At 77.2% G+C, this 21,556-nt stretch carries 22 protein-coding genes and 1 pseudogene; 15 read left to right on the forward strand and 8 right to left on the reverse strand.

Annotated features, from left to right (window positions below):
• From AC5FZL_RS07245 to AC5FZL_RS07255, 3 genes are all read right to left on the reverse strand, one after another.
• Positions 1–228, reverse strand: a 228-nt coding sequence (locus tag AC5FZL_RS07245; protein WP_493617895.1) for an SAV_6107 family HEPN domain-containing protein, incomplete at its 3' end; no start/stop codon positions are given.
• Between the two features lie 77 nt (positions 229–305).
• Positions 306–659: a DUF6504 family protein gene (locus tag AC5FZL_RS07250; RefSeq protein ID WP_493617896.1), complete on the reverse strand. Its 354-nt coding sequence runs from the start codon at positions 657–659 to the stop codon at positions 306–308.
• A gap of 244 nt (positions 660–903) precedes the next feature.
• The gene (locus tag AC5FZL_RS07255; RefSeq protein WP_493617897.1) at positions 904–1,215 is read right to left on the reverse strand and encodes an EthD family reductase; all 312 of its coding nucleotides are present in this window, start codon (positions 1,213–1,215) and stop codon (positions 904–906) included.
• A gap of 73 nt (positions 1,216–1,288) precedes the next feature.
• Between AC5FZL_RS07255 and AC5FZL_RS07260 the strand changes: the two genes are divergently transcribed.
• The 7 genes from AC5FZL_RS07260 (at position 1,289) to AC5FZL_RS07290 (ending at position 7,904) form a co-directional block, all read left to right on the forward strand.
• On the forward strand, positions 1,289–2,005 hold the full coding sequence (locus AC5FZL_RS07260) for a monooxygenase (RefSeq protein ID WP_493617898.1): 717 nt from the start codon (positions 1,289–1,291) through the stop codon (positions 2,003–2,005).
• Positions 2,002–2,826 (forward strand): carotenoid biosynthesis protein, encoded by an 825-nt coding sequence (locus AC5FZL_RS07265; RefSeq protein WP_493617899.1) that lies wholly within the window; start codon positions 2,002–2,004, stop codon positions 2,824–2,826. The genes AC5FZL_RS07260 and AC5FZL_RS07265 overlap by 4 nt, the downstream gene beginning before the upstream one ends.
• Entirely contained in the window at positions 2,823–3,962 is a 1,140-nt protein-coding gene (locus AC5FZL_RS07270; protein ID WP_493617900.1) for a glycosyltransferase family 2 protein, read from the forward strand. Before AC5FZL_RS07265 ends, AC5FZL_RS07270 begins: the two co-directional genes overlap by 4 nt.
• A 73-nt stretch (positions 3,963–4,035) precedes the next feature.
• Positions 4,036–4,605 (forward strand): hypothetical protein, encoded by a 570-nt coding sequence (locus AC5FZL_RS07275; protein WP_493617901.1) that lies wholly within the window; start codon positions 4,036–4,038, stop codon positions 4,603–4,605.
• A gap of 9 nt (positions 4,606–4,614) precedes the next feature.
• Entirely contained in the window at positions 4,615–6,135 is a 1,521-nt protein-coding gene (locus tag AC5FZL_RS07280) for a phytoene desaturase family protein (RefSeq protein ID WP_493617902.1), read from the forward strand.
• A gap of 150 nt (positions 6,136–6,285) precedes the next feature.
• Positions 6,286–6,696 carry a YciI family protein gene (locus AC5FZL_RS07285; protein WP_493617903.1) on the forward strand — a complete coding sequence of 137 codons (411 nt, stop codon included), beginning with the start codon at positions 6,286–6,288 and terminating at the stop codon, positions 6,694–6,696.
• 5 nt (positions 6,697–6,701) lie between these two features.
• Entirely contained in the window at positions 6,702–7,904 is a 1,203-nt protein-coding gene (locus tag AC5FZL_RS07290; protein ID WP_493617904.1) for an RNA polymerase sigma factor, read from the forward strand.
• A gap of 54 nt (positions 7,905–7,958) precedes the next feature.
• On the opposite strand, the gene AC5FZL_RS07295 is transcribed toward AC5FZL_RS07290, so the two are convergent.
• The 3 genes from AC5FZL_RS07295 to AC5FZL_RS07305 all read right to left on the reverse strand — a co-directional run bounded on the left by AC5FZL_RS07295 (position 7,959) and on the right by AC5FZL_RS07305 (position 10,533).
• Positions 7,959–9,476, reverse strand: a complete 1,518-nt coding sequence (locus AC5FZL_RS07295; protein WP_493617905.1) for a high affinity choline transporter 1 — start codon at positions 9,474–9,476, stop codon at positions 7,959–7,961.
• Between the two features lie 149 nt (positions 9,477–9,625).
• Positions 9,626–10,294, reverse strand: coding sequence for a TetR/AcrR family transcriptional regulator (locus AC5FZL_RS07300; protein WP_493617906.1), 669 nt, complete (start codon positions 10,292–10,294; stop codon positions 9,626–9,628).
• Between the two features lie 11 nt (positions 10,295–10,305).
• Positions 10,306–10,533 carry a hypothetical protein gene (locus tag AC5FZL_RS07305; RefSeq protein ID WP_493617907.1) on the reverse strand — a complete coding sequence of 76 codons (228 nt, stop codon included), beginning with the start codon at positions 10,531–10,533 and terminating at the stop codon, positions 10,306–10,308.
• 211 nt (positions 10,534–10,744) lie between these two features.
• Here AC5FZL_RS07305 and AC5FZL_RS07310 point away from each other — a divergent pair, with 211 nt between their 5' ends.
• The 8 genes from AC5FZL_RS07310 (at position 10,745) to atzF (ending at position 19,693) form a co-directional block, all read left to right on the forward strand.
• Positions 10,745–11,062 (forward strand): hypothetical protein, encoded by a 318-nt coding sequence (locus AC5FZL_RS07310; RefSeq protein ID WP_493617916.1) that lies wholly within the window; start codon positions 10,745–10,747, stop codon positions 11,060–11,062.
• A 44-nt stretch (positions 11,063–11,106) separates the two neighbouring features.
• A complete protein-coding gene (locus AC5FZL_RS07315; protein ID WP_493617908.1) occupies positions 11,107–11,937 on the forward strand; it encodes an Hpt domain-containing response regulator in 831 nt (276 codons plus the stop codon).
• A gap of 66 nt (positions 11,938–12,003) precedes the next feature.
• Positions 12,004–12,453: a TetR/AcrR family transcriptional regulator gene (locus tag AC5FZL_RS07320; protein ID WP_493617909.1), complete on the forward strand. Its 450-nt coding sequence runs from the start codon at positions 12,004–12,006 to the stop codon at positions 12,451–12,453.
• A gap of 2 nt (positions 12,454–12,455) precedes the next feature.
• Complete coding sequence (locus tag AC5FZL_RS07325) at positions 12,456–12,815, forward strand: hypothetical protein (protein WP_493617910.1); 360 nt, start codon at positions 12,456–12,458, stop codon at positions 12,813–12,815.
• 89 nt (positions 12,816–12,904) lie between these two features.
• On the forward strand, positions 12,905–13,744 hold the full coding sequence (locus AC5FZL_RS07330) for an urea amidolyase associated protein UAAP1 (RefSeq protein ID WP_493617911.1): 840 nt from the start codon (positions 12,905–12,907) through the stop codon (positions 13,742–13,744).
• Entirely contained in the window at positions 13,741–14,379 is a 639-nt protein-coding gene (locus AC5FZL_RS07335) for an urea amidolyase associated protein UAAP2 (RefSeq protein ID WP_493617912.1), read from the forward strand. Before AC5FZL_RS07330 ends, AC5FZL_RS07335 begins: the two co-directional genes overlap by 4 nt.
• Positions 14,376–17,972, forward strand: a complete 3,597-nt coding sequence (gene uca, locus AC5FZL_RS07340; RefSeq protein ID WP_493617913.1) for an urea carboxylase — start codon at positions 14,376–14,378, stop codon at positions 17,970–17,972. Before AC5FZL_RS07335 ends, uca begins: the two co-directional genes overlap by 4 nt.
• Positions 17,969–19,693 (forward strand): allophanate hydrolase, encoded by a 1,725-nt coding sequence (gene atzF, locus AC5FZL_RS07345; RefSeq protein WP_493617914.1) that lies wholly within the window; start codon positions 17,969–17,971, stop codon positions 19,691–19,693. The genes uca and atzF overlap by 4 nt, the downstream gene beginning before the upstream one ends.
• Here atzF and AC5FZL_RS07350 read toward each other — a convergent pair.
• Together AC5FZL_RS07350 and AC5FZL_RS07355 are read right to left on the reverse strand one after the other, a co-directional pair.
• Positions 19,675–21,153 (reverse strand): APC family permease, encoded by a 1,479-nt coding sequence (locus AC5FZL_RS07350; protein ID WP_493617915.1) that lies wholly within the window; start codon positions 21,151–21,153, stop codon positions 19,675–19,677. The genes atzF and AC5FZL_RS07350 overlap by 19 nt on opposite strands.
• 52 nt (positions 21,154–21,205) lie before the next feature.
• Positions 21,206–21,556: pseudogene (locus AC5FZL_RS07355) on the reverse strand (CDP-alcohol phosphatidyltransferase family protein); the annotation flags it as partial.

Raw genomic sequence — 21,556 nt, forward strand, 5'->3', positions numbered from 1 at the left:
GGGATCGGCGGCGGTCAGGGCGTCCCAGACGTTGACCGGGCCGCGCCGGCGCGCCGGGCGCCCACCGCGGGGCACGGTGGACAGCACGGCGGCCGCAGCGCGCAGGGCCGCGAGGTGGGCCAGGACGTAGCGCTCACCGGGGTCGGGCGCGGACCCGGCCTCGCGCAGCCCGGAGGAGGCGCGACCCACGAGGTCGACGGCGGCCACGGGCACCGGCGCCGTCGGCACCGGTCGCACCGGGGGGTGCGCGGCGGAGCGCGCAGGACGGCGCGCGGAACGCGCAGCAGCGAGGGCAGCGGCCACGGTCAGTCCACCACCCTCAGCAGGCGCCAGCCGTCGTCCGGAGCGGCACGGCCCAGGTCGAAGGTGCCCGTGCCGGCGAGCCGACCGGCGCTGGCGGCCACCCGCCACACCTCCTGGTCGCCCACGAGCGCGCCGGAGGCCGCAGCGGCACCGGTGGACGCGCCCCGGGGGGACGGCACGTCCTCGCCGTGCAGCGCCCGCGCCGCGCCCTGCTCCCACCACGCGGTGGACTCGTGCCAGTGCCCGAGCACCTCGCGGATGACGTACAGGCGCTCGCGCCACAGGAAGGCGGTCGGGTCGAGCGCGCCGTCGGCGCGCTGGCGGACCTCGACGGTGTCCTCGTAGCGACGTCCCATGCTGACCTCCTGACCGCACCTCGCCCCGGCGGGGGGCCGCGGCCCGCGGGGCTTCCCCTCCCCACGGACCACGGCCTCGCCGTCATCGAACAGGTGTTCGATGACGAGGAGTAGATCGCGCCGGACCTCCGGCGTCAACCCCGTTCCTCTGACGCACTGCACTGTGCCCGTCGGGTCCGACAGTCCGGGCGGACGCAGCAGGGCCCGGACGCCGCGGCGTCCGGGCCCTGGAGGGGCGGCCTGCTCAGGCGGTCTCGACGTCGCTGAGCAGCATCTTCAGGCCGGGGCCGCCGATCGCCTTGATGTCGGCGACCACCGCAGCGCCCTCGGGGCTGGCCAGCGCGGCGCAGGCGGTGTCGTAGTCGGCGAAGTAGAGGTCCGTCGTCCGGTAGGCCGGGGTGGGCGAGCCGTCCTCCTTGGGGAAGACCTTCGCCGTCTCGGCGCGCAGCACCGACGGCAGCTTCGCACCGAGCTCGGCGTGCTTCGTGGCGTAGTGCGCCTCGAAGGCCTCGGGGTCGGCGGGGTTGTCGTAGATCACGGTCAGCTTGACGGTCATGCGCCCCACTGTCACAGCACCCGCCCCGCCGCGCCCACCGACGGCGTCCGACCGTGCGTCTACCGTCGTCCCCGTGACCGAGGCCGCGCCCCCGCCGGAGCTCGTCACCGTGCACGTGTGGGGCGTTCCCGGGCGAGCGGTGCCGGGCGCGCTGGCCCGGATGGCGCTGGACCGCCCGCGCCTGCGCCGCAGCCCGGCGCGGTTCTGGAAGCTGCTGGGCACCGGCGACGGCCACAGCTTCACCCCCCGCGACGCCGACCCCCGCCACTGGGCGCTGCTCGCCACCTGGGACCGCGCCGGCGACGCCGAGGCCTTCGAGGCCTCCGCCACCGCCCGCGCCTGGGACCGCCTGGCGCACGAGCGGCTGCGGGTCGACCTGCGCCCGCTGGCCAGCCGCGGCCGCTGGTCCGGGCGCCAGCCCTTCGGCGACCCGCGCCCCTCCCGCAGCGCCGGAACGCCCGCGGACGGCCCGGTCGCGAGCATCACCCGGGCGCGGATCAGGACGCTGAAGGGCCCCGGCTTCTGGCGCGCGGTGCCGCCGGTCTCGGCAGACCTGCACCAGGTGCCCGGCCTGCGCCTGGCGGTGGGGATCGGGGAGGCCCCGGTGGGGCTCCAGGGCACCTTCAGCCTGTGGAGCGGCGCAGCGGCGCTCAACGAGTTCGCCCACCGCCGCGCCGCCCACACGGCCGTGGTGGCCCGCACGGCCACCGAGGGCTGGTACGCCGAGGAGCTGTTCGCGCGCTTCGCCGTGCTCGACGTCCGCGGCACGTACGCCGGGCAGCACCCGTGAGCCCGGCGGCGCAGCGCGCTCCGCTGCTGCTGGCGGTGCTGACCGTGCTCGTGCAGGTCGCCTACCCGCTCCTGGACGGCGCCGCCCTCACCGCCGCCACCGTCGCGGCGGTGCTGCTCTTCGCCGCGGCGTCGCTGTCGTCCGCCGCCGCGAGCCACGGGCCCCGCGCGGCCCTGGCCCTGCTCCTCGCCGCGGGCGGGACGGGCATGGTGGCCGAGGCGGTCGGCGTCGCCACCGGCGCGCCGTTCGGCGACTACGCCTACGCGGGCACCCTGGGCCCCCAGGTGCTCGCCGTGCCGGTCGTGGTCCCGCTGGCCTGGCTGATGATGGCCTGGCCGTGCCTGCTCGCCGGGCGCGCGCTGGCCGCGCGCCTGTCGCCGGCGGCGCCCTGGGTCGCCGTCCCGCTCGCCGCGTGGCTGCTGGCCTCGTGGGACCTCTTCCTCGACCCCCAGATGGTCGAGGCGGGGCACTGGGCCTGGCAGCACCCCGCCCCCGCGCTGCCCGGCTCCCCGGGGGTGCCGCTGACGAACTACGCCGGCTGGCTGCTCGTGGCGCTGGTGGTCCAGGCGCTGCTGCACGCCGCGGTCCCGCGCCGGGCGCGCGAGGGGGCCGGGGCGGGTGCGTCGTCGGGAGCCGGGGCCCCGGCGCTGCTCCTGGCGTGGACCTGGCTCGGCTCCGCGCTGGCGAACGCGGCGTTCTTCGGCCGCCCGGCCGTGGCCGCGTGGGGGCTGGTGGCGATGGGCCTGGTGGCGGGCCCCTACCTGCTGGGCGTGCTGCGCGAGGTCCGCGGACGCCGTCCGGCGCTGGTCGGGTCGCGGTGAGGGCGACCGCCCTGGCGCGCCGCGCCACCTCCGTCGCCACCTCCGCGGCCACCACCGCCGGCAGCGCCGCCGCGCTCGCCCTGGCGGTGCACGCGGCGGTCAACGCCCGGCTGCTGCGCCGCCCGCCGGCGTCCCCGCGCCCCGTTCCCGAGCGGGTCAGCGTGCTGCTCCCGGTGCGCGACGAGGCGGAGGAGGTGCAGGAGTGCCTGCGCGCGGTGCTCGCCAGCACCGGGGTCCCGGGCCTGGAGGTGCTCGTCCTCGACGACGGCTCCACCGACGCCACCGGTGCGCTCGCGCGCGCGGTGGCGGCCACCGACCCCCGGGTGCGCGTGCTGGACGGCGCGCCCCTGCCGCCGGGCTGGCTGGGCAAGCCCCACGCCTGCGCGCAGCTGGTGGCCCGGGCGCGCGGCTCGGTGCTCGTGCTCCTGGACGCCGACGTCCGCCTCGCCCCGCACGCCGTCGCCGCCGCGGTGGAGCTGCTGCGCACCGCGCGCCTCGACCTGGTCTGCCCCTACCCGCGCCAGATCGCGGTCACCGCCGCCGAGCGGCTCGTGCAGCCGCTGCTGCAGTGGTCGTGGCTGTCCACCCTGCCGCTGCGGCTCGCCGAGCGCTCCGCGCGCCCGTCGCTGTCCGCGGGCAACGGCCAGCTGCTCGTGGTGGACGCCGCCGCGCTGGCCCGCGCCGGCGGGTACGCCGCCGTGCGCGGGCAGGTGCTCGAGGACGTCGCGCTCGTCCGCGCGGTGAAGGCGGCCGGCGGCCGGGGCGGCGTGGTGGACGGCACTGCGCTGGCCACCTGCCGCATGTACCGCTCGTGGCCGCAGCTGCGCGAGGGCTACGCCAAGTCGCTGTGGTCGGCGACCGGCTCCCCCGCTGCCGCGGCGGCCCTGGTCTCGGCCCTGGTCGCGGTGTGGGTGCTGCCCGCGGCAGCGGCCCTGGCGGGCTCGCGGACCGGCCTGGTCGGCTACCTGGCGGGCGTCGCCGGCCGGGTGGTGGCCGCCCGGCGCACCGGTGGGCGCGCGTGGCCCGACGCCCTGGCGCACCCGGTGTCGGTGCTCGTCCTCGCCCGCCTCGTGGCGCGCTCGTGGACCGGACGGCGGCGCGGGGACCTCGCCTGGCGCGGCCGTCCGCTGCCCTGACCGCTGCCGGTGCTCCAGCGGTTCACCTACTGTGGCCGCGCCCGTCCTGCCGCCGACGACGAGAGGACCCGTCGTGCCCGCTGCCACCTCCGCCCGCTCCGCCGTCGTCGCGAGCGCCACCGCCGCCCTGCTCCTGCTGGCGGGGTGCTCCGGCGGCTCGGCGGACGACGCGGGCTCGCCGTCGCCCTCCGCCTCCGCGACCCCCTCCGCAGAGGCGTCGAGCGAGCCGGAGCCCTCCGCCGGCACCGAGCCCGAGACGCCCGCCGAGACGCCCGCCGAGACGCCCGCGGCCCCGGAGGCCTCACCACCGGCCGGCTCCGCCGTCGGCGCGGTCGTCGAGGGCTACCCGGTCGACCTGCTGCCGCCCCTGCCGGACGCGACGGTCCGCCTGACCAGCGCCGTGCCCGCCGGCGACCTGCTGCAGGTGAGCCTGGCCGCCGCCACCCCGACGCCCGCGGACGCCGTCCTGGCCTTCTACCGCGACCGGCTGCTGCCGGCCGGGTTCACCGAGTCGCCCGGCCCGGCCGGTGCCACGGGCGCCACCTTCTCCCGCGGCGGCGGCCGCGAGGTCGTCTCGGTGGCGGTGGTGAGCGCGGACGGGCAGCAGCAGTACACCGTCGGCGGCACCCTCGCCGCCGGCTGACGGGCCCGCGTGGCACGGGTCGTCGTCGTCGGCGCGGGCCTGGGCGGGCTGGCGGCCGCGGCCCGGCTGGCGGCGCTCGGGCACGCCGTCACCGTCTGCGAGCAGGCGGACTCCGTGGGGGGCAAGCTCGGCTGGCTCTCCCGCGACGGGTTCTCCTTCGACACCGGCCCGAGCCTGCTCACCTGGCCGCAGGTCTACGAGGACCTCTTCGCCGCCACCGGCGCCCCGCTGGCCAGCGCGGTGGACGTCGTCCCGGTCGACCCGGCGGCGTCCTACCGCTTCGCCGACGGCACCACCCTGGCGGTGCCGGACCGCGACCCGCTGGCCCTGCGCGCCGCGCTGGACGACGCGCTGGGGCCGGGCGCCGGGGCGCAGTGGGCTGCCTTCGCCGAGCGCGCGGAGCGGATCTGGGACGCCACCCGCGGCCCGTTCCTCACCTCCCCGCTGCACGGCGCGCGCACGCTGGCCTCGCTGGTCGCCCGCCGCGGCGGCCCGGCGGCGCTGGCGACCATCGCGCCCTGGGCCTCGCTGCGCGAGCTCGGGCAGCAGCACCTGGACGACCCGCGGCTGCTCACCCTGCTCGACCGCTACGCCACCTACACGGGCTCCGACCCGCGCCGGGCGCCCGCCGCGCTGGCCGCGGTGCCGCACCTGGAGCAGGCCCACGGCTCCTGGTACGTGCGCGGCGGGCTGCGGCGCCTGGTCGAGGCGGTCGCCGAGCGCGCCCGCGAGCGCGGCGCGGTGCTGCGCACGGGGGCGGAGGTCACCTCGGTGGTGCTGGCCGGACGCCGGGTGGCCGGCGTCCGCCTGGCCGGCGGCGAGGTGCTGGACGCCGACGTGGTGGTCAGCGACGCCGACGCCACCGCGCTGTACGCCCACCTCCTGCCGGGCCGCTCCGGGGCCCGCGCCCGCGCCCGCCTGGCCGCGGCGACGCCGTCCCTGTCGGGCTTCGTGCTGCTGCTGGCCCTGCGCGGGCGCACCCCGGGCCTGGCCCACCACACGGTGCTGTTCCCCGCCGACTACGACGCCGAGTTCGACGCCGTCTTCGGCACCGGCCGGTGCGCCGGGGCCCCGAGGCCGGTGGAGGACCCGACCGTCTACGTCAGCGCGCCCGACGACCCGGCGCTGCGCCCGGACGAGGACAGCGAGGCCTGGTTCGTCCTCGTCAACGCCCCGCGGCACACCCCCGGCGACCCGCGCGCCGGCGTCGACTGGGACGCCCCGGGCCTGGCGGCCTCGTACGCCGACCGCATGCTGGAGGTGATGGCGCAGCGGGGCGTCGACGTCCGCGACCGGCTGCGCTGGCGGGAGGTGCTCACGCCGGCGGACCTGGAGCGCTCGACCCGCAGCGTGGGCGGCTCGATCTACGGCAGCTCCAGCAACGGCGCCCGCGCCGCGTTCCTGCGCCCGGCCAACCGCTCCCCCGTGCCGGGGCTGTTCCTCGTCGGCGGCTCGGCCCACCCCGGCGGGGGCATCCCGCTGGTGGCCCTGTCCGCGCAGATCGTGGCGGGGATGGTCGGCCCCGCCTGAGACCCGCCCCCTCGACGGGGTGCCGTGAGCGGGGCCTCCTGCGCCACGATCGGGGAGCCGGGCGAGCGGGCCGTGTCGAGGAGGGGCGACCGGCTCCGCTCACCAGGTGGAGGCCCCCGCAGGAGGGGCCCACGACGCCAGGAGACCACCATGCCGAAGTACCTGCTCCTCAAGCACTACAGCGGCGGCCCGGAGCAGCACCGCCCCTTCCCCCCGCTGGACCAGTGGGCCCCCGAGGACGTGGAGGCGCACTTCGCCTTCCTCCGGCACGTCGGCGAGCTCCTCGAGGAGAGCGGCGAGCTCGTCGACGTGCAGGCGCTCACGCCGGCGCAGACGTGGGTGCGCTACGGCGGCCCGGACGCCGCGCCGGTCACCACCGACGGGCCGCTGCCCGAGACCAGCGACCTCGTGGCGGGCTGGTACCTCGTCGACGTCGAGTCGCGCGAGCGCGCCTTCGAGGTCGCGGCGCTCATCTCCTCCGAGCCCGGCCCGGGCGGAGGGCCGCTGCACGAGTGGATCGACGTCCGCGAGGTCATGTCCCACGCGCCCTCCAGCGACTGACCGACGTGGCCGACGTGGCCGACGTGGCGACGGGCCGGGTGGACGAGGGCGCGCTGCGCGCCCTCGTCCCCCGGGTGCTGGCGGGCCTGGTCCGGCGCGGCGAGGACTTCGACGCCGCGGAGGACGCGCTGCAGGAGGCGCTGCTGGAGGCGCTGCGGGTGTGGCCCGAGCACCCGCCGCGCGATCCGCGCGCGTGGCTGGCGACGGTCGCCACCCGCCGCCTCGTCGACGCCCGCCGCAGCGAGGCCGCCCGCTCGCGCCGCGAGGAGGCGGCGCGCGACGAGCCGCGGCCGGCCGCCACCGAGGAGGGCGACGACACCCTCTTCCTGCTCTTCTGCTGCTGCTCCCCCGACCTCTCGCCTGCGTCGCAGGTGGCGCTGACCCTGCGGGCGGTCGGCGGCCTCACCACCGCGGAGGTCGCCGACGCGTTCTTCGTGCCCGAGGCGACGATGGCGCAGCGGATCAGCCGGGCCAAGCGCGCCCTGAAGGGGCGCCGCCTGGACCAGCCCGGCGACCTCGCCGTCGTGCTGCGCGTGCTCTACCTCGTCTACGCGACCGGCCACGCGGGCCGGGTGGACCTGGCCGCCGAGGCGATCCGGCTCACCCGCCAGCTCACCCTGGCCACCGACGAGCCGGAGGCGCGCGGGCTGCTCGCGCTGATGCTCCTCGACCACGCCCGCCTCCCGGCGCGGCTGGACGAGCAGGGCCGCCTCGTCCCGCTGGACCAGCAGGACCGCAGCCGGTGGGACACCCGCCAGATCGCCGAGGGGGTGCGCGTCCTGCAGGTGGCGCTGGCCCTCGGGCGCCCCGGCCGCTACCAGGTCGAGGCCGCCATCGCCGCCCTGCACGACGACGCGGCGAGCGCCGAGGAGACCGACTGGCCGCAGGTCCTCGCCTGGTACGACGACCTCGTCGCCCTCACCGACGACCCGGTGCGCCAGGACCCCGCCGCCGTGCTCGGCCGCGCGGTCGCCGTCGGCCACGCCCGCGGCCCTGCCGCGGGGCTGCTCGAGACCGACCGGCTGCGCGAGGTGCTCGGCGACCGCCACCGGTGGCACGCCGTCCGCGGGCACCTGCACGAGCTCGACGGCGACCTGCCCGCTGCCGCTGACGCGTACGCCGAGGCCGCCCGGCGGGCGACGGTCGTGGCCGAGCGCGACCACCTGGTGCGCCGGGCCGCCCGCGCCCGCGGCCACCACCGGTCCTGACACGGAGAGGCGGTGGCCGCGGGCGGCCAGGACGCAGCGCCGGTCGGGCCCCGCTCAGGCGACGGGCTCGCGCTCCCCGCGCAGGTCCACCACGAGCGGGTCGCCGGACAGCTCCGAGCGCGCGGAGGGCAGCGTGACCCGCGCGTCGACGTGGCGGGGCCGGAGCAGCGCCACGACGACGTAGGCCACGAGCGAGACGGCCGCGCCGTACATCGTCGGCCAGCCGTCGAAGCTGGCGTCCAGCAGGTCGTTGGGCACGTGGAGCAGGTCGTTCGGGACGCCGTACATGGTCGGCATGAGCACGAAGAGCACCAGCCGGACGCCGAGCCCGGCGACCATGGCCGCGACGGCGGCCGAGGTGCCGCCGCGCTTCCAGAACAGGCCGAGCAGGAACGGCACGACGAGCCCCGCGAGCATGAGGTCGAACGCGAGGGTGAGCAGGATGCCGGTCTGGGCCACCCGGATCGCGATGACGATGCCGAGCACGACCACCGGGACCATCGCGATCCGCGTCCAGCGCAGGAGCGGGTCGTGCCCGGTGAGGACGATGCGGCGCACGCCGAAGATGTTGCGGACGGCGACCGCGGAGGTGGCGAGGATCGCGCCGGAGCCGGTGGAGAACGACGCGGCCACGACCCCGGAGAGGACCAGCACGGCGAGCCAGGCGGGGGCGTGGTCGGCGAGCAGGGTGAACAGCACCGGCCCGTCTTCGGCCGAGAGGCCCAGGGCCGCGCTGGTGGTCAGGGCCACCATGGCGAAGGCGACGCCGATCACGGCCGTGCCGGCGGCGCCGATCAGGCAGGAGCGGCGGGCGACCTCGGGCGACTTCGCGGCGAAGATCCGCTGCATGAAGTCGATGGCCACGATGTCGCCGATGCCGAGGGAGAGCAGGGTCGCCCAGTTCACCGGGGCGCCGGCGGCGGTGTCGGCCAGCTGCGCGGTGTCGAACGGGCCGAGCCCGTCGGCGACCTGCCAGCCGTAGGTGCTGCCGACCCAGGAGACGAGCGCGATCGTGGCCACGACGGTGATCGCGACCTGGATGGCAGCGGTGTACGCGTCGGAGAAGATGCCGCCGAACACCGTGTAGAGCAGGACCAGTGCCACGGCGAGGACGACGCCCGCGGCGTACGGCAGCGGCGTGAAGGCCTCGACGAGGAAGCCCACGGCCACGAGGTTGCCGGCCAGCAGGATCGTGAACGCGAAGATCATCAGCACGGACGCCGCGACCTCCACGCCCCGGCCGTAGCGCAGGCGGTAGAAGTCGGCGAGGGTGAACAGCCCCATCCGGTTCATCGGCGCCGCGAGGAACAGGCCGGTGAGCAGGAGGCAGATAGCCAGGCCGATCGCCAGGGAGGCGCCGGCCCAGAAGCCGAAGCCGGAGCTGAGGTCGGTGTTGCCGACCGTGGCGTTGCTGTCCACGGCGGCGGCCATGAGGGACACCGCGACGAGCGGCAGCCCCAGGGACCGGCCCGCGACGAGGTACTTGGCGCTGTCTCCGTCGACCTTGCGGGCGACGAGGATGCCGACGACGACGACGACCAGGACGCTGAGCGCGACACCGGCGATGATCATGCTGCCTCCACGGGGGCACGGGCCGCCGCGGGTCCCCGGGAGGGGTTCCTGTCGAGCGACAGGCACCAGTGAGCCGGGGTCGCGTGTCGTCCGTGTCTCGGCCGCGCAAGCAGCGTGTTGCGCCGTGTTGCGGCTGTGTTGACGCGCTCTCAGGCGTCGGCCGACGAGGCGGCGGCGCGCAGGAGGGCGGCGCCGACCGCACGCGTGGTCGCGACGGCGCCCTGCGGCAGCCCGACCAGGGCGAGCGCGCCGTCGGCGATGCGCTCGGCCAGGGCGTCGACGTCCAGGCCCGGCTCCTCACGACGGCGCAGGATGACGCCCTCGACGAGGCTGAGCACGAGGTGGCCCGTCTCCCCGGCCTCACCGGTGCCGCACTGGGCCACGAGCTCGGCGTACCGGTCGCGCAGGGCGCGGTGCAGGTCGTGGAAGTCGGCGAAGCGCTCGTCGTCGACCTCGGGGAAGAGGTACAGCGCCCCGAGGTTCGCCGGCCCGCCGCCGAGGAGGCGGACGTCGCCCGCGCACAGCGCCCACAGGCGCGCCGGCGCCGGCTCGGCGGAGGCGGACAGCCGCTCCGCGAGCTCGAGGGAGGGCCGCACCGTGCTCAGCAGCAGCGCGCGCAGGATCTCGTGCTTGCCCGCGAAGTGGTGGTAGAGCGAGGCCTGCCGCACCCCGGCGCGCTCGGCGACGGCGTAGGTGCTCGTGGAGGAGTAGCCGACCTCGCAGAACAGGACGGCGGCCGCGGCCAGGATGTCCTCGTCGGTGCCCCGCCCGCTGGTCGAGGGTCCGCCCGCGCGGGGGCGTCCGGGTCGCGAGGCCATCGCCGGGGACGCTACCAGCGGGTCGCGGCCCCCAGAGCGGGCGAGCCGCCGGCGTCCGCCACGGCGGCGGGGGAGCTCCCGACCGCCGGGGCGGCAGCGCTGGCGGGGCTCGACGAGAGCACGACCTGGAGCAGGACCAGCGCCACCACGGCGAGCGCGCACGAGACGGCGACGCGCCAGCGGCTGGTCGTGGTGGCGTCCGTGCCGGCGCTGGGGCGGGTGCCCGGAGTGGTGGTCATGGCGCTCCTCGGTCTCCCCCGCAGCGTCGCGGCGGTGCAGCAGACGCTAGGACGTCGGGGGTCCGCGCAGGGGCGAATCGCCCGATCGGGTGCATGAACCGCACTTCTCCGGAGAAGTGCGGCTGCGGCGGGCTCCGGGACCGCACTTCCCCGGAGAAGTGCGGATCAGGCGGGGCCGGGACGCGCGTCATAGCCTCGACCCGTGCCCCTGGTGACGCCGGACGGCCGCTACCTCGTGGTGCGCGGCCGGCTGTGGCGCTGCGCCGACCCCGCCCTGGACCCGGACGAGCGCGCCGCGCTGACCGCCGAGCTCATGTCCGCCCGGCGGGCCAAGGGAGCCGCGATGCGGGCCGGCCACGACGCCGCGCGCGAGGCCGCGCGGGCGCGGGTGGACGCCGCCAAGCACGCCCTCGGCGAGCGCGGCCCCGTCTGGTGGACCGACGGCGCCCCCGACCTCACGCGCCACCTGGCGCGCACGACGCCGTACGCGGAGTGGTTCGCGGGCCTGGACGCTGGGCCACCCGGGTGACCCCTCGCCCGAGTGCGCAGGTGCCGGCCCCCGGCGCCGAGGAGATGACCAGCGGTCGTGCGCGGCTGCCCGTCGGAGCGACCCTCGCCCCCGACGTCGCTGATGCCGACCTGGAGGCAGCCGTGGCGCGAGTGCTGGTGGTGGAGGACGAGGACGTCACGCGCCTCCTGCTGGAGTCGCGCCTGCGCCAGGCGGGCCACCGCGTGCGCGGGGCGGGCTCGGTCGACGAGGCGCACGCCGTCATGGAGCGCGCGGGCACCCCCGAGGTGCTCGTGACCGACATGTTCATGCCCGGGGGCAGCGGGCTCCGCCTCGTGGCCGCCCTGCGCGAGGACTTCGTCTGCGCCGACCTGCCGGTGATCCTCCTGAGCGGCCGGGCCCTGCCCGCCGACGTCGAGGCGGGCCGCACCCTGCGCGCCACCTACCTGACCAAGCCGGTCTCGGTCGCCGACCTCACCGCCGCGGTCGACGCGGCGCTCGAGGCCGCCCCCGCTGCACTGGAGGCGATGGTGCGCGAGCGCCTCGCCGAGCTCGGCGACCTGGACGACCCCGCCGAGCGCGACCTGTTCGCCCTGCTGCTCGCCTCCTTCGTCGACGGCGCCCCGGCCGCGGTCGCGGCCGTGGAGCAGGCCGCGGCGGCCGAGGACTCCGTCGCGCTCGAGGCCGCGGCCCACAAGCTGAAGGGGTCGGCGTCCAACCTCGGCGCAGCGCCGCTGGCCCGCCTGTGCGCCGGCGTGGAGGACGACGCCGCGGCCGGCGTCCTGCCGGAGCGGGAGGCGCGGGCCGCCCTGCACCGCGAGGTGGGCCTGACCTGCCGGGTGCTCGGCGCGCTGGCGCGCGAGCTGGCCCCCGAGGACGCCGAGGCGTACGCGTAGCCGGGGCCGCACGTTGTTGACCGCTCGTTCTTGACTGGACGTTCCACAACCGGCTAGCGTCCTCGCATGGGTCGCCCGCGGACGTTCGACGAGCGCGTCGTGCTGGCGTCGGCCGCCGCGCTCTTCGTGCGGCTGGGGTACGCGTCGACCTCCGTCGACGACCTCGTCACCACGCTCGGCCTGCACCGAGGGAGCCTGTACCAGGCGTTCGGCAGCAAGCGGGGCCTCTTCGTGTCCGCCCTGCGCCGGGACGTCGACGACGGGCTGCCGGGGCTTCCGCCGGAGGCCCACCAGGCGACCGCCTCCACGGCGCTCGACCTGCTCCTCGTCGCCGTGCTCGAGCTCGCGCCGCACGACGACGAGGTCCAGAGCCTCGTCGGGCGCGCGGTCGCGCTGCTGGCCGACCGCTACCCGGACCTCGGCCCGGACGGGCCGGCCACCCTCCTCGGCAGGCGCCTGCTGACCCGCGCCGGACACGCCGCCGCCCCCGAGCCCACCCGCCCCGGAAGGACCTGACCATGGCGCGCATCACCACCACCGACGACCGGCTCACCGTCGAGCTGCGAGGGCTGAGCAGGCTCTGGGCGCTGCGCAGGGAGGTCACCGCTCCCCTGGCGCACGTGCGCGGCGCCACGGCGGACCCGGGGGCGCGGCGCGAGCCCAAGGGCCGCCGGTCACCGGGGCTGCACGTGCCCGGGATCGCCGCCGTGGGCACGTTCCACCGGGACGGCGAGCGGACCCTGTGGGAGGTCTACCGCGGCGAGCGCGCCGTGGTGGTGCAGCTGTCCGACGAGCCCTACGACCGGATCGTCGTGGAGGTCCGCGACCCCCGGAGCGTGGTCGAGCAGATCAACCGAGCGGTGGCCCGCCGGGCGTAACGCGCTCGTCACCCACCGGGAACGGACCCGGAACACCGGGCGGAGACGGTCTTCCTGTCAGCCGACAGGAACCCCGCTCCGGAGGTCCGATGAACGCCTCGCCCACCGCCACCACCCTGGGGGCGCGCCAGCACGCCCGCGCCCAGGAGGGCACCGTCGTCGAGGCGATGCCGACCGTCCCGGCGAGCCGGTGGCCCGCTCCCCCGGACGGCGTCGCGGCGGGCGACCTCACCTGGGCGACCGTCGTCGCCGGTGGGGGCTACGCCCACCGCAGCCTCGCCCGCGGCACGCACGTGCGCCTCACCGACCTCACCGGCGACGCCTGCGCGCACGTGCTCCTCCTGCGCGCCGACGAGCCGTGGGAGCGGCTCAACCCCGCCGACACCGCGAAGGTGGCCTGGCAGGTCTACACCGCTGCGGGGCAGCTGCTGCTGTCCGACCAGGGCCGGGTGCTGGCCACGGTGGTCGAGGACACCTCCGGCCACCACGACGCCCTCTTCGGCACCACGACCCGCGCCCGCAACGAGGCCCGCTACGGCGACGGCAGCGCCCAGGGCCCCTCCCCGGCCGGCCGCGAGCTGCTCGTCCTCGCCGCCGCCAAGCACGGGCTCGGCCGCCGGGACGTCGGCCCGACCGTCTCGTTCTTCCAGGGCGTCACCGTCGGCACCGACGGCGCCCCGCGCCCGACCGGCTCGGCGGGCCCCGGCGCGCACGTCGTCCTGCGCGCCGAGGTGCCGCTGCTGGTGCTCGTGGCCAACACCGCCCACCCGCTGGACCCGCGCGAGGCGTTCACCTGCTCGCCGCTGGAGGTCCTCGCCTGGCGGGGTGAGCCGACCCGCCCCGACGACCCCCTGTGGACCGCCGCCCCCGAGGGGCGCCGCGCCTTCGAGAACACCGCCGAGCACCTCACCGCCCAGGGGATCGCATGACCACCACCAGCACCACCGAGCCAGCCGTCGTCCTCGACGTCGTCGTCCCCGCCCGCGCGCCCTGGTCGGCGCTCGTGCGCGCCGGCCAGGAGCTGCGGGTGATCGACCTCGCGGGCAACCAGGCGGTCGACTTCCTCCTCTACGACGCCGCCGACCCGACCCTGCGCTACAGCGCCCAGGACACCCTCCAGGCCCAGGGCACGATCTTCCTGACCACCGGCAGCGTGCTGCGCGACTGCGAGCACGGCCCGCTCATGACGGTGGTCGCCGACGAGGTCGGCCAGCACGACACCCTCGGCGGCGCGTGCTCGCAGGAGTCGAACACCCTGCGCTACGGCCACCACACGGCCGGCCAGCACGCGTGCGTGGAGAACTTCCTCGCCGAGGGCTCCCGGCACGGCCTGGGCAAGCGCGACCTGGTCTCCAACATCAACTGGTTCATGAACGTGCCGGTCGACCCCGACGGCTCCCTCGGCATCGTCGACGGCCTCTCCGCGCCGGGGAAGTCCCTCACCCTGCGGGCCGAGCGCGACGTCCTGGTGCTCGTCTCCAACTGCCCCCAGGTCAACAACCCGTGCAACGGCTTCGACCCGACGCCGGTGCGCATGGTCATCACCGAGGGGGCGCCGGCATGAGCGGCTTCGACACCCTCCTCGTCGCCAACCGCGGCGAGATCGCCGTCCGGATCATCCGCACCGCCGCGGCGCTGGGCCTGCGCACGGTCGCCGTGCACTCCGACGCCGACACCGGGGCCCTGCACACGCGCCTGGCCGACACCGCCGTGCGGATCGGCCCGGCCCCGGCGCGCGAGAGCTACCTCGTGCCCGAGCGCATCCTCGAGGCCGCCGCCGCCACCGGCGCCGGCGCCGTCCACCCCGGCTACGGCTTCCTGTCCGAGGACGCCGCCTTCGCCCGCGCCGTCGAGGGCGCCGGGATGGCCTTCGTCGGCCCGCGCCCGGAGCACCTGGAGCTCTTCGGCGCCAAGCACACCGCCCGCGAGGCCGCCGCCGCGGCCGGCGTCCCCCTGCTCGCCGGCACGGGGCTGCTCGAGGACGTCGAGCACGCGGCCGCGCAGGCCGCCGCGATCGGCTACCCGGTGATGCTCAAGGCCACCGCGGGCGGCGGCGGGATCGGCATGCGCGTCTGCCGCACCGAGGCCGCGCTGCGCACCGCGTGGGACGACGTCCGCCGCCTCGCCGGGGCGAGCTTCGGCTCCGCCGGCGTCTTCCTCGAGCGGGCCGTGCCCGCGCCGCGCCACGTGGAGGTGCAGGTCTTCGGCGACGGCCTGGGCACCGTGGTGACCCTCGGCGACCGCGACTGCTCCCTCCAGCGGCGCCACCAGAAGGTCTGCGAGGAGGCGCCCGCGCCGGGCCTGCCGGACGCCGTCCGCGACCGCATCGCCGACGCCGCCCAGCGCCTGTGCGCCTCGGTCGACTACCGCTCGGCCGGCACCGTGGAGTACGTCTACGACGCCGAGCGCGAGGAGGCCGCGTTCCTCGAGGTCAACACCCGCCTGCAGGTCGAGCACCCGGTCACCGAGGCCGTCTACGGCGTCGACCTCGTCGCGTGGATGCTGCGCCTGGCCCAGGGCGACACGTCGGTCGTGCAGACCCCGCTGGTGGCGCGCGGGCACGCCGTCGAGGCGCGGGTCTACGCCGAGGACGCCGACCGCGACCACCTGCCCAGCGCCGGCACCATCACCGCGCTGGAGCTCCCCGTCGAGCCGGCCGGTGTCCGCGTCGACACCTGGCTCGAGCCCGGCGCGGAGGTCAGCACCTCCTACGACCCGCTGCTGGCGAAGGTCATCACGCACGCCGAGCACCGCGACGCCGCCTGGGCCGACCTCTCGCGCGCGCTGGCGGGCACCCGGGTCGGCGGCGTCGCCACCAACCTCGGCCTCCTGCGGGCGGCGGCCACCGAGCCGGCCGTCCTCGCCGCGGAGCACTCCACCGCCACCCTGGGCCACGTCGTCGACGCCACGCCGCGCTTCGTCGTCCAGCGCGCCGGCACCCTGACCACGGTGCAGGACTGGCCCGGGCGCACCGGCTACTGGCACGTCGGCATCCCGCCGTCGGGCCCGATGGACGACCTGTCCTTCCGCCGCGGGAACCTCGCCCTGGGCAACCCCGAGGGGGCGCCGGGCCTGGAGTGCACCCTGGGCGGCCCGGCGCTGCGCTTCGCCACCGAGGCCGTCGTCATGGTCACCGGCGCCCCCGCCCCGGTCAGCCTGGACGGCGTGCCCGTGCCGCAGTGGGAGCCGGTGACCGTCCCCGCCGGCGGGGTGCTCGACATCGGCACCGCGACCGCGGGGATGCGCACCTACCTGCTCGCGCGCGGCGGCCTCGACGTGCCGGCGGTGCTCGGCTCGGCGGCCACCTTCGACCTCGGCCGGATCGGCGGCACCACCGGCTCGCCGCTGCGCTCCGGGGACGCCGTCCAGCTCGGGACCCCGCGGGAGGGCGCTCCCGCGGCGGCCGCCGTGCCGCCCGCGCAGCGCCCGTCCTTCCCCAGCGAGTGGCGGATCGGCGCGCTGGAGGGCCCGCACGCCGCGCCGGAGTTCTTCACCCCCGAGGACGTCGCCGAGTTCTACGCCGCGACGTGGGCGGTGCACCACAACTCCGCGCGCACCGGCGTGCGCCTGGTCGGCCCCAAGCCGACCTGGGCGCGCCCGGACGGCGGGGAGGCGGGGCTGCACCCCTCGAACATCCACGACACCCCGTACGCGGTCGGGGCGGTGGACTACACCGGCGACCTGCCCATCCTCCTCGGGCCCGACGGCCCCAGCCTCGGCGGCTTCACCTGCCCGGCCACGGTCGCGGTGGGCCAGATGTGGAAGCTCGGCCAGCTGCGCCCGGGCGACACCGCGCGCTTCGTGCCGGTCGACGAGGCGCAGGCCGCGGCCCTGCGCACCGACCCCCTCGCCGCCCCGGTGGCGAGCCGGGCCGCGCACACCGACGGCGGCGTCCTGGCCCGCACCCCGGCCTCGCCCGACGGCGCCCGCCCGGAGGTGACCTACCGGCGCAGCGGCGACGACAACCTGCTCGTCGAGTACGGCGCCATGGTCCTCGACCTCGCGTCGCGGATGCGCGTGCACGCCCTCGCCGAGGCGGTCGCGGCCCTCGCGATGCCCGGCGTCGTCGACCTCACCCCGGGGATCCGCTCCCTGCAGGTGCACGTCGACCCCGACGTCCTGCCGCTGCCGGCCCTCCTCGCGCTGGCCCAGGAGGTCGAGGCCGCGCTGCCGGCCACGGCCGACCTCGTCGTGCCCTCCCGCACGGTCTACCTGCCGCTGAGCTGGGACGACCCCTCCACCCGCGAGGCGATCGCCCGCTACACGGCCGGCGTCCGCGACGACGCCCCGTGGTGCCCGGACAACATCGAGTTCATCCGCCGGATCAACGGGCTCGGCACGCGCGAGGACGTCCACCGCACCGTGTTCGACGCCGAGTACCTCGTGCTCGGCCTCGGCGACGTCTACCTCGGCGCGCCCGTCGCGACGCCGCTCGACCCGCGCCACCGCCTCGTGACGACGAAGTACAACCCGGCGCGCACCTGGACCCCGCAGAACGCCGTCGGCATCGGCGGGGCCTACCTGTGCGTCTACGGCATGGAGGGCCCGGGCGGCTACCAGTTCGTCGGCCGCACGGTGCAGGTGTGGTCCACCCACGCCCAGCGCGGGCCGTTCGAGCCGGGCACCCCGTGGCTGCTGCGCTTCTTCGACCGGATCCGCTGGTACCCGGTGAGCACGGAGGAGCTCGCGGAGATGCGGCTGCAGATGGCCGCCGGGACGCTCCCGCTGCGCGTGGAGGAGGGCACCTTCGCCCTCGCCGAGCACGAGGCGTTCCTCGCCGCCGAGGCGCCGTCGATCGCGGCCTTCCGCGAGCGCCAGGCGGCGGCCTTCGCGGCGGAGCGGGCCGCGTGGGAGGCCGCCGGGGAGTTCGACCGCGCGGTCGACCTCGAGCCGGCCCCGGCGGCGGCCGCGGTGGACGTGCCCGACGGGTGCACCGGCGTCGAGGCGCCGTTCGTGGCGAACGTCGTGCGGGTGGACGTCGCACCCGGGGACGAGGTGGTGGCCGGGCAGGTGCTGCTGGCCCTGGAGGCGATGAAGATGGAGGCACCGGTGACCGCTCCCAGCTCGGGCGAGGTCGTGCAGGTGGTGGTCACCCCCGGGTCCACCGTGGCGCCGGGCGAGGTGCTCGTGGTCATCGCCGAGCGGGTGGCGGCATGAGCGCCGCGGGAGGCGCCCGCGCCGGCGCGACCGAGCGGGTCCGCGCCGCGCTCGCCCGGATCGCCGAGGTCGACCGGCCCGAGGTGTGGATCGCCCTGCGCTCCGAGGCCGAGCTGCTGGCCGAGGCCGCGGAGGTCGACGCGCGGGTCGAGCGCGGCGCGGACCTCCCCCTCGCCGGCCTCGCGGTGGCCGTGAAGAACAACATCGCCGTCGCGGGGCTGCCGACCACGGCCGGCTGCCCGACGTTCGCCACCGCGCCGGCCACCGCCGACGCCGCCGCCGTCGCGCGGCTGAGGGCCGCGGGCGCGGTGGTGCTCGGCGCCACCAACCTCGACCAGTTCGCCACCGGCCTGGTCGGCACCCGCAGCCCCTACGGCGCGGTCCGCCACGCCACCCACCCCGAGCGGATCTCCGGCGGCTCCAGCAGCGGCTCGGCCGTCGCCGTGGCGCTGGGGGTCGCGGACGTCGCCCTCGGCACCGACACCGCCGGCTCCGGCCGGGTGCCCGCGGCCTTCCACGGCCTCGTCGGGCTCAAGCCCACGCGCGGGCTCGTGCCCACCACCGGCGTGGTCCCGGCCTGCCGCAGCCTGGACTGCGTCTCCGTCTTCGCCGGGACCGTCGACCTCGCGGAGCAGGTGCTCGGCGTGCTGGCCGGCCCCGACGACGGCGACCCGCTGTCCGCGCCGCGCCCGCTGCCCGGGCCCCGCGGGGCCGCGTCCTGGGCGGTCGGCGTCCCCGCGCCCGAGCAGCTCGGCCCGCTCGCCCCGGGCTGGGCCGAGGCCTTCGCGGCGGCGGCCGACGCGCTGGCCGCCCGGGGCGTCGAGGTGGTGCAGGTCGACGTCGCGCCGGCGCTGGAGGCCGCGGCGATGCTCTACGGCGGCGCGTTCGTCGCCGAGCGGTACGCCGCGGTCGGCGCCTTCCTCGACACCGCCCCCACCGGCGCGGACCCGACCGTGGCCGCGATCATCACCGGCGCCCGCGACGTGCCCGCCTGGCAGGTCTACCGCGACGCCGAGGTGCTCGACGGCCTCCGCGAGCGCAGCGCGCGGGCGTGGGCCGGGGTGGACGCCGTCCTGCTGCCGACCACCGTGCGCCACCCGACCCTGGCGGAGGTGGCCGCCGACCCCCTGGGGGCCAACGCCGCGCTGGGGCGGTTCACGAACTTCGCCAACCTCTTCGACCTGGCCGCGCTCGCGGTGCCGGCGGGCACCGCCGACGGGCTGCCGTTCGGCGTCCAGCTCGTCGGGCCGGCCGGCAGCGACGCGTCCCTGGCGGTCCTGGGCCGGGTGCTGGTCGGCGACCTGCCGTTCGCGCCGTCCCGCTGGCCGGGAGCGCCGGAGACCGTGCCGCTCGTCGTCGCCGGCGCCCACCTGACCGGCCAGCCGCTCAACGGCCAGCTCACCGAGCGCGGCGGCGTGCTGGAGCGCGCCACCCGCACGGCGCCCGGCTACCGGCTGCACGCCCTGGCGACCACCCCGCCCAAGCCCGGCCTCGAGCGCGTCGCCGAGGGCGGCAGCGCGGTCGAGGTGGAGGTGTGGCGGCTGCCGGCCGCGGCCTTCGCCGACTTCGTCGCGGCCCTGCCGCAGCCCATGGCGGTCGGGGCGGTGGAGCTGGCCGACGGCACGCGGGTGCCGGGGTTCCTCTGCGAGCCGGCCGCGCTGGTGGGGGCCGAGGACATCACCGCGCACGGCGGCTGGCGGGCCTACCTCGCGGCGGGCTGAGCGCCCTCCCGGGCGCCGCGGCGCTGGTGGGAGTGCCGGTAGCCGTACCCCGCGTAGATCAGCAGGCCGACGAGGAGCCAGACGAGGAACCGCAGCCAGGTCTCGAGGCTGAGGTTGCTCATGAGGTACAGGCAGGCGAGCGCGGAGACGATCGGCAGCGCGGGCGAGAGGGGCGTGCGGAAGGGGCGCGGCAGCTCCGGGCGCGTGCGGCGCAGCACCGGCACCGCGAGGGACACGAGGAGGAACGCGAACAGGGTCCCGATGCTCACCAGGTCGGCCAGGACGCCGATGTTGACGGTCCCGGCCAGCACCGCGACGAGGACGCCGAAGCCCAGGGTGATCCGCACCGGCACCCCGCTGCGGGGGCTGACCTTCGCGACCGCCTGGGGCAGCAGGCCGTCGCGGCCCATCGCGAAGCCGATCCGGCCCACCGCGAGCAGGTCGACGAGGATCACCGAGGTGAGGCCGGCGACGGCGGCGAGGGAGATGAGCGCTGAGGCCCAGCCCAGGCCGACCTGGTCGAAGGCGTCGGCGATCGGAGCGCCCTCGTCGATGTCGGTGTACTCGACCATCCCCACGACGACGAGCGAGACGGCCACGTAGAGCACGGTGCAGATGGCCAGGGTGCCCAGCAGGCCGCGCGGCACGTCCCGCGCCGGGTCGTGGGTCTCCTCGGACATGTTCGCCACGGCCTCGAAGCCGGTGTAGGCGAAGAAGACGACGGCGGCCGCGGTGAGCACGCCGCCGATGCCGAAGGTCACCGGCTCCAGGCCCAGGACCGCCTCGATGAGCGGCCGGTGGATGCCACCCTCCCCCTCGGCCTGCTGCCCCGGCGGGACGAACGGCGTGAGGTTGGCGCCGCGCACGTACCAGACCCCGGCCACGACGACGAAGACGCAGACCGCGACCTTGACCACGACCAGCACGCCGGTGACCCGGGCGGACTCCTTGATGCCCAGGACCGCGACCGCGGTGAGCACCGCGACGATGAGGACGGCGCCGACGTTGATCGGAGCCTCCTCGCCGAACAGCGACGTCGGCAGGCCCAGGAGGTTGCCCACGTAGCCCGACCAGCCGCGCGCCACGACGGCTGAGCCGAGGGCGAACTCCAGCACCAGGTCCCAGCCGATCACCCAGGCGACCACCTCCCCCACCGTGGCGTAGGTGTAGGAGTAGGCGCTGCCGGCGGTGGGCACGCTCGCGGCCAGCTCGGCGTAGCACAGGGCCGCGAGCAGGGCCACGACGCCGGCGATCGTGAAGGAGACCACCACGGCCGGACCGGCGATGTTCTTCGCCGCGACCCCGGTCAGCGTGAAGATGCCGGTGCCGATGACGATCCCGATCCCGATGCCGATGAGGTGGCGGGCGCGCAGGTCCTTGCGCAGGCCGCTGCCCTCGCCCTCGCTGCGCTGCACGCCCTCGGCGATGGCCTCGACGGACTTGGTCCTGAACACGTCCACGGGCGGGAACCTAGGCCCGAGCGCCCCTTCGCGCGCGCTCGACCGCCGCCGGTCAGGGCCCGCCGAGCCGGCGGCGCAGCGCGAGGACGAGCTGCGCGAGACCCGCCAGGGCCGCTGCCGCGGCGACCCACGCCCCCACCGACGCCCACCCGGCGGCGGTGGCGGGGTGGAGGCCGCAGCCGAGGGCGAACATCGCGGTGATCGCGACCCTGGTCGGGCGCTCGGAGACGGTGACCGCGCCGGGCCCCACCACCCCCTCCGCCTGGGAGCGCGCCCGCAGGTACTCGTGCAGCAGGCCGGCCCCCGCCGCCACGAGCACCGGTGCGGGCGGCGCACCGAGCAGCCACAGCACCGCGAGGCCGGCGGCGTCGGAGACCCGGTCCGCGCCGGCGTCGAGCACCGC

This window comes from Quadrisphaera sp. DVD1, from assembly GCF_058932755.1.

What these genes read in the sequence shown, in the direction of transcription:
- AC5FZL_RS07250 (WP_493617896.1), bottom strand. Translation starts at nt 659, where the DNA reads ATGGGACGTCGCTACGAGGACACCGTCGAGGTCCGCCAGCGCGCCGAC.
- AC5FZL_RS07255 (WP_493617897.1), bottom strand. Translation starts at nt 1,215, where the DNA reads ATGACCGTCAAGCTGACCGTGATCTACGACAACCCCGCCGACCCCGAG.
- AC5FZL_RS07285 (WP_493617903.1), top strand. Translation starts at nt 6,286, where the DNA reads ATGCCGAAGTACCTGCTCCTCAAGCACTACAGCGGCGGCCCGGAGCAG.
- AC5FZL_RS07295 (WP_493617905.1), bottom strand. Translation starts at nt 9,476, where the DNA reads ATGATCATCGCCGGTGTCGCGCTCAGCGTCCTGGTCGTCGTCGTCGTC.
- AC5FZL_RS07300 (WP_493617906.1), bottom strand. Translation starts at nt 10,294, where the DNA reads ATGGCCTCGCGACCCGGACGCCCCCGCGCGGGCGGACCCTCGACCAGC.
- AC5FZL_RS07305 (WP_493617907.1), bottom strand. Translation starts at nt 10,533, where the DNA reads ATGACCACCACTCCGGGCACCCGCCCCAGCGCCGGCACGGACGCCACC.
- AC5FZL_RS07315 (WP_493617908.1), top strand. Translation starts at nt 11,107, where the DNA reads ATGACCAGCGGTCGTGCGCGGCTGCCCGTCGGAGCGACCCTCGCCCCC.
- AC5FZL_RS07320 (WP_493617909.1), top strand. Translation starts at nt 12,004, where the DNA reads ATGGGTCGCCCGCGGACGTTCGACGAGCGCGTCGTGCTGGCGTCGGCC.
- AC5FZL_RS07325 (WP_493617910.1), top strand. Translation starts at nt 12,456, where the DNA reads ATGGCGCGCATCACCACCACCGACGACCGGCTCACCGTCGAGCTGCGA.
- AC5FZL_RS07330 (WP_493617911.1), top strand. Translation starts at nt 12,905, where the DNA reads ATGAACGCCTCGCCCACCGCCACCACCCTGGGGGCGCGCCAGCACGCC.
- AC5FZL_RS07335 (WP_493617912.1), top strand. Translation starts at nt 13,741, where the DNA reads ATGACCACCACCAGCACCACCGAGCCAGCCGTCGTCCTCGACGTCGTC.
- uca (WP_493617913.1), top strand. Translation starts at nt 14,376, where the DNA reads ATGAGCGGCTTCGACACCCTCCTCGTCGCCAACCGCGGCGAGATCGCC.
- atzF (WP_493617914.1), top strand. Translation starts at nt 17,969, where the DNA reads ATGAGCGCCGCGGGAGGCGCCCGCGCCGGCGCGACCGAGCGGGTCCGC.